Below are 11,452 nucleotides of genomic sequence, written 5' to 3'. Positions count from 1 at the left end.
AACTTGCGTGTCGTGCTATGACTCCTCAATTTTAAGATAGTCTTTTGCCTTTGTATCAGCGACATCAGTAAGTCACATTTTACCATCAGCAGCTTCTAATTTCAACTGGTGACAATTTGACACCGTTTCATTTCCCTATTTTTTGAGTCGTTCTTTTAGCTTGTTCCAATACTTTCGAGCAGTAAGAAAATCTTTACTATCCGCAAGTATAGCCACTACATCTACAATAGAGAAATACCATTTCTCGTGAGTGTCGTCCCAAATGGTACGCACCTTGCGTTCTTCAAATAATTTGATAGCTTCTTTTTTCATATCCGATAAGGTTTTTGTGCTTTTTCAAACAACAAAAGCACAAAATAATTAATAATTGACAATTAACCATTGATAGTTTACAAAAACTCCCCGTGGTTACTGCCTATGCAGCTCGCACCACGGGGAGTTCATTTTCTAATTTTCTAATTCTCTCATTTCCTCATTTGCTAATTGACGATTTTATCAACTGTAGCATTGCTGTATCTATTTTCTCTGCTGTGCTGAAGTTTTGCTTTATATGGTATTTTTCGGCGATAGCAGAAATTTTCTCATAGCGTATGTTTACCGTTTTATCCTCCTCATAGATAAGGATTTTCAAAGGGAGTTCAATAGCCAACCGAGGGTTTTCCTGCATTAGGGCGGTTCCTACTTTGGGGTTACCTACTATGAGCACGGTGGCAGGCTGCATACTTTCGCCTACTGCCTAAGCCGCTTTGTGATGTTCAATAGTGGCAAAAATGGTAATCCCCTTGCTGTTCAGTGTTTTCTGAAGTGCTGCTACGGTCTCTTCAAAAGCTAATGGACTTTGGAAGTCTCCATAAGGTTTTATTACATCTTTACAACTGATAATAGGTTGTGCTGCTGCTAAGAACGGGAATAATAAGAAGATAATAAGGTGTTTCATATAGTTTATTATAAGTGTTTTTCAAAGAAAGTAAGGGTAAGTTCATTTAGTTTGTGGTGGGTTTTCTCAATAGGGGTTTTGCCACTAAATCCCAAAAAATGAGCAAAAGGCACCCACAAAGGCGCATCGGTAAAATCTACGTGGAAGATATCGGGGATTTGTATAAATTCACTTTCAGCTGTGTTTTTGCATAGGTTTCCCATTGTGCTGAGGTGCTCTTGAATATCGCTTTCTGTCCACCCACCTGAGCGTTCTCTTTCTGTGCGCATAGCTTCTGCAGGACGTGTGATAACCATTGTAGGAACACGCAAACCCGTTTGTGCTATTTTCTGAGGAATCCGCGATTCCATAATCAAATTAGCCTTGATACGAGGGTCTTTCCAAGAGGCTTCCGATACGATAATTCCTCCGAGAGAGACCCCAAAAGCTCCTAATCTATCCAAGTTGAGTTTGTTGTAAAGAAGATTGTTAGGGTCGTTTGTGTTGAGCATAGTAAGGAAATCTATTACTCGCGATACATCTTTAGCGAAGTAGGCTATCAATCCCCCTTCAAAAGTTTTTCCGTTATAGTTCAAGAGTGGATTTTCTTCTGTTAAGCTCTCATTGAGCATAGGGTCGATGAGTGTTCGCGGCAGGCTTTGGAGCGTACTGCCGTCGGGGAAAGTTGCCAAGGCTACCGCCATAGGGCAATCAATACCTACCACTATATAGCCTTGAGAAACTAACTCTTGTATCTGAAAAGTGCTTATACATCGGTGTCCATAAAGTCCTGTAAGGTATAAAAGTACAGGATATTGCACTTTTTCCTTGTTTACAGGAACTTTTACTAAAGCATTCGAACGCTTGAATCGTAACGGATAAAGCAATGCTTTCGGGATGTGTAAAAGCTCTGAAATAGCTTCGCTCACCTTTGTAGCTTCAGGGATATAAGGGGCGTAATTAGGTTGAGAGGTCTTTTCTGCGGGGTACCACACTTGTATGGGGATTTGTCTGGCTTGGTGTTTATCAGTGATGAAAATCTCCTCCCTATCAGGGTCAGTTACACAATAGGTTACCGTGCCAATGGCATACTTGCCCGTAGGTTTTGCAAAAAGCGCAGGACGGAATATATAGTAAGCCCCTCCCACGAGCAATAGCAATAGTATGGTGATAAGGATATACATCTTTTTCTTTTTCATTTGCTGCAATTATTTCTTTACTGCTGTGGTGGCTATGTCTGCCTTTTTTGCATTTAAAGGTAGCCATAGGCTACCTTTAAACGGTATAATATGCAAAAGTACATATTATTTTTTACTTAACCTACTAAATTTGTAGCTTTTATAAAAAACTTCCCGCGATGCGAGTCGCATAGGCTGTTTGCACCACGAGGAGTTTATTTATGCTTGTTGTGTTACGACTTAATTAAATAATTATATCTTCAGGAGAAGCATAAGAAAAAGGCACCCATCGGTAGTCCTTCTCTTTGCCTATATATCCCAAACCAGGGAAAGGTAAATGCCCTGCAAGAATAAGCGTATGCTCTTTGTAGCAGTTTTCGAGTACGAGCAGGCGTGTGTAAATTCCTTGCTGATAATCAGTATCCCACAACACACCCCAATCGGGTTTAGCAATGAGCAAAGGCGAGTGAACCGTATCGGCTAAGTGCTTTAACGAACGGCCCTCTGAGATGATAGTTACAAGCGTATGCCCCGGCGTATGTCCTTCGGCTAACTCGGTTTTTAATATCCCAAAAAGAGTATCACCTGCGCTGAAGAATTGCAGATGATTGCCAAGAGCTTTGAGAATATTGCGCGAATAGTTTAAGTATTGTTCTAACTGCTGGGGCGTTCTCTTATATTTAGTTTTAGAAAAATCGGGATTAGGTGATAGCCAAAAGTCGTACTCCTTTTTGTTGATATAACATTGCGCATTAGGGAAAGTGAGTTTGCCATCAGGAGTGGTAAGTCCCCCAATATGGTCGCCGTGAGCGTGAGTGATAAATACATCAGTAATATCAGAAGGAGAAACACCTATCTTTATGAGATTTTCGGGGAGTCTTCCTATATTGGTTTTCCCAGAATGTTTCCCGTTACCAGCATCGATTAGGATATACTTATTAGCCGATTTTATAAGCAATATATTCACCGACATCTGCATCAGTTCGGGGTTGAGATACAGTTTTTGCATCTGATTTACAAAGTCCTTTTTAGGTATTTGAGGGGCAAAGATAGATTGAGGAGGAGTGACGTTCATATATCCATCAGATAGGAGAAAGAGCTCCAAATCTCCTAATGTAATTTTAAGGCTACATCCTGTTGCTACAACATTGCTATCAGTAGTTTTTTCAGGTAAGAAACTCATTAGTGAGGGAACTGCTAAAAGTCCCCCACTGAGGGCAGTGGTTTGAAAGAATTTACGTCTATTCATAATGTCGATTAGCTTTATTTTATTTATTGATGATACAAAGATATAAAATAATTGACAATTAACCATTAATAATTAACAAAAACTTCCCCATGATGCGAGCCACATAGGCTTCACCACGGGGAGTTTTATTTACGCTTGTCCTGCTACGACTCGTGTTACGACTTAATTAGCCAAATTCTTTTTATAGAACTCTTCAAACTTGTCAAAAGGTATTTTGCCTGCTTTGTTATCGTATAAATCTACGTGAGTAGCATTGGGTACGATATAGAGTTCTTTGTTTTTACTACCTATTTGTTTGTAAGCATCTTCACTGAAATAGCGCGAATGTGCTTTTTCGCCGTGAACGAGCAAGGCAGGGGTTTGCATTTCGGCTGCGTAGTGCAAGATAGGCATATTAATAAGGGCTAACATACCGGTATCAGCCCAAGAATGTTCGGAGTTAGAGTTTACAGCACGAGGGTGAAAACCGCGCTTGGTGCGGTAAAAATCGGCATACTCGGCAATGAACTTAGGTGTTTCGGGGGTGATAGTTTTAGGGTCGAGGTTATTAGCAGGCAGGTAGGAAGCATAGCCTTTTTTAGCACTTTCCCAGCGTGCATTATTCATTTGTTCTTTCATCTTACGGCGTGCTTCGGGAGTATTGCCTGGTACACGGTCGTAAGTGCCTTGTGCATTGGGAGTCATTTTTATTTCATAGCCATTAGCCGATACGCGGGTCATATCGTACATAGTGCTGGTGCCTACCGCTTTGATACGAGTATCGGAAAGTGCCACGTTGAGAGCAAAACCTCCCCAACCGCAGATGCCGAGAATGCCAATGCGCTCGCGGTCTACATTCTCCAAAGAGCCTAAGAAATCAACAGCAGCTGAAAAGTCTTCTGTATTGATTTCGGGACTGGGCATATTGCGGGGTTCGCCAGAGCTTTCGCCAGTAAAAGAGGGGTCAAAAGCAAGGGTTACAAAACCGCGCTCGGCAAGGGTTTGAGCATAAAGTCCAGATGATTGTTCTTTCACTGCTCCAAAAGGACCTGATACAGCAATAGCAGCGAGTTTACCCTGAGTGTTTTTAGGCGTATAGAGGTCGGCAACGAGGGTGATGCCATAGCGGTTTTTAAAGGTTACTTTGCGGTGGTCTACTTTTTCTGATTTGGGGAATATCTTATCCCATTCTTGTGTAAGTGTCATAGTGTTTTCGGTATTAGAGGATTGAGCTTCTGTTTGTGTATTTTCGGTGTTGTTCACTTGTTTGTTTTGGCAAGAAACCATAGCCAAAATACTTGCGATTGTTAAAATGATTTTCTTCATACGGTATTATTTTCTAATTCTTTAATTATTTTTGCTGGTACGCCTGCTACTACCACATTAGCAGGTACATCTTTGGTAACAACGGCGCCAGCCGCTACTACCGAGTTTTCACCTATGGTAACCCCAGCGGTAATTACAGCCCCAGCGCCTATCCATACGTTCTTACAAATATGCACGTGGGCAACACTCAAACTCTGGCGGTTGGCGATAGTCACGGGGTGTCCTTCGCTGGAAATAGTAACCTTAGGGGCTATCATCACCTCTTCATCAATGGTAATACCGCCTAAATCGAGGAACGAACAATCGTGGTTGATAAAGGTATGCGCCCCTATGCGGAGATTCCTACCATAATTTAGGTGAATAGGGGTAGTAATCACAGCGGTTTCGTGCATTCGGTTGCCAAAGAGCTCTTGTAATAGTTGCTTTGTTTCAGTAGTGTCGGCAGTGTTATTGAGGCGTACAAGAAGTTTTTTGCTTTCGGCACAAGCCTCGTGAATGAAGTGGTAATCGGGGTCAAAGAAAGAAACAGTTTCTCCTGCAAGGAGACGAGAAAAGATATTGTTCATAATTGTTCATAAGCGTTAGTCTTTAGTTCTTAGTTGTTAGACTCATTGTTGTTTAGGCTACAAAGATAGTAATTATTTGCTGATTACCTAATATATTGACAAAAATCCCCGTGGTGCGAGCCACACAGGTTGTTTGCATACGGGGATTTCATTTTCTAATTCCCTAATTCCCTAATTCTCTAATTTCCTAATTTGCTAATATCTTTTACCTAAAAATTTCTCTTTGGTAACTCTATTATTGGGTCTATCGAGGGCTGTAACTACTATCTTACTACCTGAAAGAGCAGGGTTCAGGGCAGTAGTAGCATATTGCCAAATGTCAGCGGTAAGTACGGCATTGCCTTCTTCAACGGTTTCCTCACCGTGCGATATCGTTACTTTCACCTGAACAACCTTAAAATTATCACTTACTTCAATGGTTATAAGCTCTCCTTTTTGGGCACCTGTATAGGCTTCGGCGTTGATGTGCCTAATTTCAGGAGCTTTGAGATAGTCGGACACTGCCATATTATAAGCGTTGATAACACCACGTCGTTCAGCTTCTGCTGTATATAAGTCTTTCAGAACAGGGTCTTGCAAAGCGTTTTTGGCATAGGTGCTAGCGAGCCTAAATCGGTTATTTTGCGAGATGAGAGTAGGGTGAGTAGTAGGCTTTCGGCGGGGTTTTGCAACAACAATAATCTTATCGCCTACTCTGCGGTATACTACTTGGTTGCCGAGTTTCCCCGAGATGCCTTGCATTGCTAAGTTGTCTTTTATTTTTGCCATAGGTCTATTAGTTAATTTGTTCTTTTGTTAATTAGTACTGCAAAATTATAAAACATTTACTGAATTAGCAAATATGTCCATCTGCTCTCCACCGGCGTTCGCTTTTAAAACAACGGTCTATATATCCTGAGAATAATGCCTATAATAGTAAGAAATATAAGATGTTTTTTATTAAAAAAGTCGCTTTTATGGATTGCCCCCTCTCCTTGGGAGAGGGGGAACGGGGGTGAGGCCTTTAAATGCAAATATGCCCATCTGCTCTCCGGTTTAAGACTGCCTATCGTTCGGTGTAGAGCCACTGTAGAGCCACTGTAGAGCCACTGTAGACCCACTGTAGACCCACTGTGGGTTCGGTATAGCTTCGGTGTAGATAGCAATAAAGTTCTCTGTATGGTTTCAATAAGTAAATATACGAAATTTCATTTTTATAAGACGTTTACTTAACCTTATTTCAAAGGGTTAAGCCTTATACTTTCCTCTTTCCCAAATTTCTATTGAGTTAATAATGTTCTGCCACAAAATATAGCAGCCAGGACCTACGGTGGAAAGAGGGTGTAGGTAAGTAGTAGCTATCCAAATGGCAAAAGCCGTATTCTTTTGTCCTAAGGCTTGTCCTGCCTCAATCGAAGCTTCAAAAAACCGACCTATATACCGCCCAATAGCATATTGCATTAGGCATAATAGTAGCCCCAAAAAAGCAATGAGCAATAAAAAACCTATCCCCGATTGTGCGTGGAAGATATTTTTAAGAGTCGTACCGGTAACAATCATCAGTGAACAACCCCAAAGATAGAAGGAGAGGTCAGGAATGTGTATCAGCCATTGGTGAAAGCGGTGAAGTTGTGGTACACTCTTGGTAAGTAGAGCTAAGAGCATAGGCACAACCAACACCAAACACACTTTCTGCATTATGAGTGAGAAAGCAGTCCAAAAAGTAAACTCCGATGCAGGTTCTATCAGCGGAAAACAAATCGGAATCAGTAGGGCGCAAAGCAGATTAGAGAGGAAAGTGTAGGTGGTCATCTGTTCCAAATTGCCCCCAAGTTTTAAGGTTACTACGGCTGCGGCTGCGGCACAAGGGGCTATCACACAAGCAAGAATGCTCTCCAAGAGTATCAACTCCTTTCCACCAATCCGAAAATAAAGAATCACCCCTACAATCGCTGCTACCAAAACGATTTGGAAGAGACTTGCCCAAAAGTGCCATCGTACAGGCAACAACTTCTTAAAGTTTACCTTGCAGAAAGTAACGTACAGTATCAGGAACATAAACAGAGGCAGTATAGTGTCGAACGTAGGAGCAAGTTTTTGTGAGAGAGTATCCAATGCAGGCACGTAGTAAAATATGAGATATACCAAAGCGCCTATGCCCATAGAAATAGGCAGTGTCCAATTCTTTATAAAACGAATGAGTGTAAGCATTTTAAATTTACCGATGAGCTAATGATTTAAGGCTACAAAAGTACAAATAATTTGCTAATCAAACTGCCTGTACAACTCGTATTTAAAATTTCTAATTTGTCAATTTACTGATTTCTCTCTATCTTTGCCCTCAATTTACCGATTGTTAATGAACAAATTAAGACATTTCTATGAAACAGCTTTTATTACTTATTGCTATTCTTTCAGTATCAGCTCTTCTGGCTCAAAATTCTTTTGAATGTGATTTGTACTAAACTTTGCCAAAGTTAAATAATTTGCTAAGTGGTAAATTTTCTAATTATTTTCCAACCTTTTTATTTTTTCTTCGTTTATAAGGGCAAAAAGGATAATTGAGATATCAAAATTCATATATTTATTTTCTGAACTTTTAATTTTGTAGGACTTATGAAAAAGAAAATATTTACATCTGTTAAACTATTGCTGATGGGAGTTATCCTATTGTGCTACCTTGTTTTTAGCGCTTGTTCAGCTCTCACGCTTGAGTTTGAAGAGAGGGACTTGACCATTACCAATCTTGACGGCAAGACCATTCCCATAAGAGTTGAGCTTGCTCGCTCCATACGAGAGATGTCAAAAGGTTATATGGGGCGTGAGAATATTCCCGAAGGAACGGGTATGCTTTTTATCTTTAAAAGAGACGAAAAGTTAAGCTTTTGGATGAAAGATACGCCTACCCCCCTTTCGATTGCGTTCATTAACTCGAATGGCGAAATTCGCGAAACACGCGATATGACACCGTTCAGCCATCAAAGTGTGGACTCATCGGAACCTGTGCGTTATGCTCTTGAAGTGCCTCAAGGATGGTTTAAAAAAAACAACATAGGAAAGGGCTGTACAATCAAACTGCCGTAACCGATGAAGTTGAACAATCTCCTGTTTTTCTACATCGTACTTAATTTGAACCTTAAAAAGAATAAATCATTCATCATTTAAAGAAAAATGCAAATCGACCATCGTCTCATCGAGAAAGCTCAGCGCAACGACCGCTTAGCGCAAAAGCAGTTGTACGACCAGTACGCTCCTGCTTTGCTGAGTGTGTGCAGGCTGTACATTAGTGATTTGCAATTCGCCGAAGATGCCCTACTGAAAGCCTTCTTCAAGATATTTACCAGTCTCTCTAAATATGAAGAACAAGAGCACTTCTATGCGTGGATACGCAGGATTACTGTAAATGAATGTATAGATTTTCTCAAAAGCAAAGTCCAAAAGCTATCCTTCGCCGATTGGAGCGATACTTACGACACTATCGACGAGAGTGAGTTAGACAATGAATCTTTTAACGATGAGCAGATACAAGCCTTTATAGATAAACTTCCTTCTGCCTGTCGTACCGTTTTTAACCTTTATGTGTTTGAAAATGAATCTCACAAGCAGATAGCAGAGAAGTTAGGTATTAGTGAAGGCACTTCTAAATCGCAATTGGCTTATGCCAAAAAACTTTTACAACAATACGTTACAAACTATAAAAAAAGAGCTTAAAAAATGTGGAAAGATAGCATACAACGCCTATTTAGGTATCGGAAAATCACCCCATCACCTACCCTATGGGAACAGTTAGAGGCGCAATTAGCCGAGAGTGAAGCCCAACAAGCAAGGCAGAACAGCCGAAAAGTGTGGTATTGCGCCATAGCTGCCTGCTTGCTATTGTGCCTCGGGATAGGGTATTTGTTAGAACAGCAACAAACCAATACAAACCCTGAATATCAATCGCAGAAAGTAGTAGTTGTAACCACAGAAAAAGAAAACGTATCATCTGTTGGTACTACTTTCACTCCTACTACGATAACCGAAACTCCCAAAGTTCCCATAATCCAAAGGACTCTTACAACTTTGCCAGCTGTTAAGAGTTCCATAGCTTCTCCTGCCCTCCTCGATATCAATGAGGTAGATACTCTTTTTGCCCAGTACACTGCTGATGTTATTGAAACCAGAATTACAAAACAGATGGAAAAGCAAATAGCAGGGGATTTACAGCAACTATCGGCAGAAGACTTAGCTCTTATCGCTACTACTCAAGCTCAACTCAACCAATATGTAAATCAAAAATACGAGCAAGATGCTACTTTTAACACCATTGAAAGGGACTTGCTTAGAAACAGGGTAAAACTATTAGCTGAAAGGCTACTAAAAGAAGTAGGAACACGCGTTGTTTTAAACAATAAAGACTAAAAATAAATATCAAAATGAGAACATTATATTTTTTATGGGTGATTTGCTTGTTGGCGACAAGCGTCACCTTCGCACAAGACCATTCCAAAGAAGCTATCAAAAAATCGAAATACACGATAGACTCTATTGTATTTGCAGAAAAAGAAACGCTCAAAAAGAAACTTTCAGCCGTAAATCAGTTGCTCAAAGAGAAGAAAATCAGTGAAGAACTGAGTCAGCAGATGAAAGAAGAGCTCACGGCTACTACCGAGAAGAATATCAAAGAAAAGACGGCTACTGAAGCCGAACATTTAGCAAAACTCATACGTGAAGGAGCGACATCAGCCTCCACAGAAACCCAAACCAATACGGTTACCACAGCTAAATCGGATGCGTATAAGCGCGCAATGGAAGAATTAGAAACTATTTTCCGCAAGAAGGAAGAGAAAAAAGTGAATACCTATCGTGCCTTAGACGAAATAGGGCTTTATATGGCAATAGGGTTTCACAACCTAAACAGTAGCAATGGTTTTGGAGATAATCGTTTTAAACCCTTAGGTTCTAAATCGTTTGAATTGGGCTTTACATCAGGGTTTCGCTTGCTTAAAACGAACAATTTGTTGCATATCAACTATGGAATTGCCTGGATGCACGACGGACTCAAGTTCAAAGAGAGCGAGTACTTTGTAAGAGAAAACGGCGTAACAAAATCGGTGGAGTATACCGCTAATAAACTTAACAAATCGAAATTGCGCACCAATTACCTCATCGTGCCTGTGGACTTCGAATTTGATTTTACACCTCCTAAAACTAAGAACGGAGTAACCATTTACCCTGTTCACGACAGTTTCAGAGTAGGTTTTGGGGGTTATGTAGGGGTATCCATAGGCAACAGTCAGAAAATAAGATATGACGATGGTTCTATTCATAAAAATGTTATAAGAGAGGACTTAAATATTAGTCCTTGGGTATATGGACTTTCGGCGCATTTAGGATATAAAAGTTGTGTGCTTTACGCTCGATATAGCCTCGCTCCTCTTTTCCGAAACAATCCTGTAAACGAGTATCCTTTTTCTATAGGGATACGTTTTGGAGATTAAAAGATTTGTTTTATATCTCTTAGCTAAAATTTATTTTCCTGAAAATAGTATTATAATCAAAAAAAACTTTGTACCTTTGCAACGTTGCTTGTAAAGGTACTTTTTTTGTTTGGTATAAAAGCAGTCTTTTTAAATGATAAAAATATGAATACAATCTTAGAAGAAAAAGACATAGACACTCAAGATAAACAGAAGCTTATGGAGGCACTCGAGACGATGAGTGCCGAAGAGTCTGCTGGTTATAAGTTGTGGATTTCAAAAAAGCTTAAAGAGAGGTTTCATAATGCGACTGATTTAGAAGAAAACAATGAATATGCCTCAGCTAACTATCAGGATAAAGAAGAAAGTATTACCAACTTAGAAAATCTTGTAAGAGAAGCAAGAGCGGAATATAAAGCGGGTAAAACTACCCCAATAAACCCGTTTGATATATGGGAAAATCTTTAACTGAAACTGAAGAAAGCTCAAGCTCAACCTATACAATCGAATTAACTCAAGAGGCTTTAAAACAACTAAAAGAGATAAAGAAAAATGGGCTACCCTCTGTAAAGAAACGCTTAGAGAGGATTTTTGCAGAAATAGCAATTAATCCTATGGATAGTAATGGTTTTGCTTCTGCTGAGAAATTAAAACATTTCCCTAATAATGAGATTTGGAGCAGAGAGTTAAGCAAAAAGGATAGAGTAGTGTATGAAGTTTTTGAAGATGAGAAAACAGTACTTGTTTCCCGATTATTAGGACATTATTTTGACAAATAAGTCGTAGTACGACGACAATAC

The 11,452-nt window shown here is 39.9% G+C and carries 14 protein-coding genes and 1 pseudogene; 6 read left to right on the top strand and 9 right to left on the bottom strand.

Going from position 1 to position 11,452, the window contains the following annotated elements; translation table 11 throughout:
- Positions 1-135: 135 nt before the first annotated feature.
- The 9 genes and pseudogenes from HW278_RS08465 to HW278_RS08430 form a co-directional block, all read right to left on the bottom strand.
- Positions 136-312, bottom strand: coding sequence for a hypothetical protein (locus HW278_RS08465; protein ID WP_220389372.1), 177 nt, complete (start codon positions 310-312; stop codon positions 136-138).
- A gap of 160 nt (positions 313-472) precedes the next feature.
- Positions 473-937 (bottom strand): annotated as a pseudogene (locus tag HW278_RS08460) (DUF302 domain-containing protein).
- Positions 938-945: 8 nt separating this feature from the next.
- Positions 946-2,115: an alpha/beta hydrolase gene (locus HW278_RS08455; RefSeq protein WP_178977546.1), complete on the bottom strand. Its 1,170-nt coding sequence runs from the start codon at positions 2,113-2,115 to the stop codon at positions 946-948.
- A gap of 223 nt (positions 2,116-2,338) precedes the next feature.
- On the bottom strand, positions 2,339-3,343 hold the full coding sequence (locus HW278_RS08450) for an MBL fold metallo-hydrolase (protein ID WP_178977545.1): 1,005 nt from the start codon (positions 3,341-3,343) through the stop codon (positions 2,339-2,341).
- A 162-nt stretch (positions 3,344-3,505) separates the two neighbouring features.
- Positions 3,506-4,648 carry an alpha/beta hydrolase gene (locus HW278_RS08445; RefSeq protein ID WP_178977544.1) on the bottom strand — a complete coding sequence of 381 codons (1,143 nt, stop codon included), beginning with the start codon at positions 4,646-4,648 and terminating at the stop codon, positions 3,506-3,508.
- Positions 4,645-5,214, bottom strand: a complete 570-nt coding sequence (locus HW278_RS08440; RefSeq protein ID WP_178977543.1) for a sugar O-acetyltransferase — start codon at positions 5,212-5,214, stop codon at positions 4,645-4,647. The genes HW278_RS08445 and HW278_RS08440 overlap by 4 nt, the downstream gene beginning before the upstream one ends.
- 195 nt (positions 5,215-5,409) lie before the next feature.
- The gene (locus tag HW278_RS08435) at positions 5,410-5,982 is read right to left on the bottom strand and encodes a hypothetical protein (protein WP_178977542.1); all 573 of its coding nucleotides are present in this window, start codon (positions 5,980-5,982) and stop codon (positions 5,410-5,412) included.
- A gap of 277 nt (positions 5,983-6,259) precedes the next feature.
- Positions 6,260-6,382: a hypothetical protein gene (locus HW278_RS12645; protein WP_255493582.1), complete on the bottom strand. Its 123-nt coding sequence runs from the start codon at positions 6,380-6,382 to the stop codon at positions 6,260-6,262.
- 59 nt (positions 6,383-6,441) lie between these two features.
- Entirely contained in the window at positions 6,442-7,404 is a 963-nt protein-coding gene (locus HW278_RS08430) for a transporter (RefSeq protein WP_178958309.1), read from the bottom strand.
- Between the two features lie 405 nt (positions 7,405-7,809).
- On the opposite strand from HW278_RS08430, the gene HW278_RS08425 reads away from it, so the two are divergent.
- The 6 genes from HW278_RS08425 (at position 7,810) to HW278_RS08400 (ending at position 11,431) form a co-directional block, all read left to right on the top strand.
- On the top strand, positions 7,810-8,277 hold the full coding sequence (locus HW278_RS08425) for a DUF192 domain-containing protein (protein ID WP_178977541.1): 468 nt from the start codon (positions 7,810-7,812) through the stop codon (positions 8,275-8,277).
- A gap of 87 nt (positions 8,278-8,364) precedes the next feature.
- Positions 8,365-8,904, top strand: a complete 540-nt coding sequence (locus HW278_RS08420; protein WP_178977540.1) for an RNA polymerase sigma factor — start codon at positions 8,365-8,367, stop codon at positions 8,902-8,904.
- A 3-nt stretch (positions 8,905-8,907) separates the two neighbouring features.
- Complete coding sequence (locus tag HW278_RS08415; RefSeq protein ID WP_178977539.1) at positions 8,908-9,594, top strand: anti-sigma factor; 687 nt, start codon at positions 8,908-8,910, stop codon at positions 9,592-9,594.
- A 14-nt stretch (positions 9,595-9,608) separates the two neighbouring features.
- Positions 9,609-10,673, top strand: coding sequence for a TonB-dependent receptor (locus HW278_RS08410; protein WP_178977538.1), 1,065 nt, complete (start codon positions 9,609-9,611; stop codon positions 10,671-10,673).
- A 144-nt stretch (positions 10,674-10,817) separates the two neighbouring features.
- Positions 10,818-11,120, top strand: a complete 303-nt coding sequence (locus tag HW278_RS08405) for a hypothetical protein (RefSeq protein ID WP_178977537.1) — start codon at positions 10,818-10,820, stop codon at positions 11,118-11,120.
- The gene (locus HW278_RS08400; protein ID WP_002675218.1) at positions 11,105-11,431 is read left to right on the top strand and encodes a type II toxin-antitoxin system RelE/ParE family toxin; all 327 of its coding nucleotides are present in this window, start codon (positions 11,105-11,107) and stop codon (positions 11,429-11,431) included. Before HW278_RS08405 ends, HW278_RS08400 begins: the two co-directional genes overlap by 16 nt.
- The last annotated feature ends 21 nt before the right edge of the window (positions 11,432-11,452 follow it).

The organism is Capnocytophaga sp. oral taxon 902, assembly GCF_013394735.1.
Taxonomy (GTDB): domain Bacteria; phylum Bacteroidota; class Bacteroidia; order Flavobacteriales; family Flavobacteriaceae; genus Capnocytophaga; species Capnocytophaga ochracea.
This window is presented reverse-complemented; position numbering and strand designations above follow the sequence as displayed.

Coding starts and splice junctions, on each gene's coding strand:
- HW278_RS08465 (WP_220389372.1), bottom strand. CDS start 312: ATGAAAAAAGAAGCTATCAAATTATTTGAAGAACGCAAGGTGCGTACC.
- HW278_RS08455 (WP_178977546.1), bottom strand. CDS start 2,115: ATGAAAAAGAAAAAGATGTATATCCTTATCACCATACTATTGCTATTG.
- HW278_RS08450 (WP_178977545.1), bottom strand. CDS start 3,343: ATGAATAGACGTAAATTCTTTCAAACCACTGCCCTCAGTGGGGGACTT.
- HW278_RS08445 (WP_178977544.1), bottom strand. CDS start 4,648: ATGAAGAAAATCATTTTAACAATCGCAAGTATTTTGGCTATGGTTTCT.
- HW278_RS08440 (WP_178977543.1), bottom strand. CDS start 5,214: ATGAACAATATCTTTTCTCGTCTCCTTGCAGGAGAAACTGTTTCTTTC.
- HW278_RS08435 (WP_178977542.1), bottom strand. CDS start 5,982: ATGGCAAAAATAAAAGACAACTTAGCAATGCAAGGCATCTCGGGGAAA.
- HW278_RS08430 (WP_178958309.1), bottom strand. CDS start 7,404: ATGCTTACACTCATTCGTTTTATAAAGAATTGGACACTGCCTATTTCT.
- HW278_RS08425 (WP_178977541.1), top strand. CDS start 7,810: ATGAAAAAGAAAATATTTACATCTGTTAAACTATTGCTGATGGGAGTT.
- HW278_RS08420 (WP_178977540.1), top strand. CDS start 8,365: ATGCAAATCGACCATCGTCTCATCGAGAAAGCTCAGCGCAACGACCGC.
- HW278_RS08415 (WP_178977539.1), top strand. CDS start 8,908: ATGTGGAAAGATAGCATACAACGCCTATTTAGGTATCGGAAAATCACC.
- HW278_RS08410 (WP_178977538.1), top strand. CDS start 9,609: ATGAGAACATTATATTTTTTATGGGTGATTTGCTTGTTGGCGACAAGC.
- HW278_RS08405 (WP_178977537.1), top strand. CDS start 10,818: ATGAATACAATCTTAGAAGAAAAAGACATAGACACTCAAGATAAACAG.
- HW278_RS08400 (WP_002675218.1), top strand. CDS start 11,105: ATGGGAAAATCTTTAACTGAAACTGAAGAAAGCTCAAGCTCAACCTAT.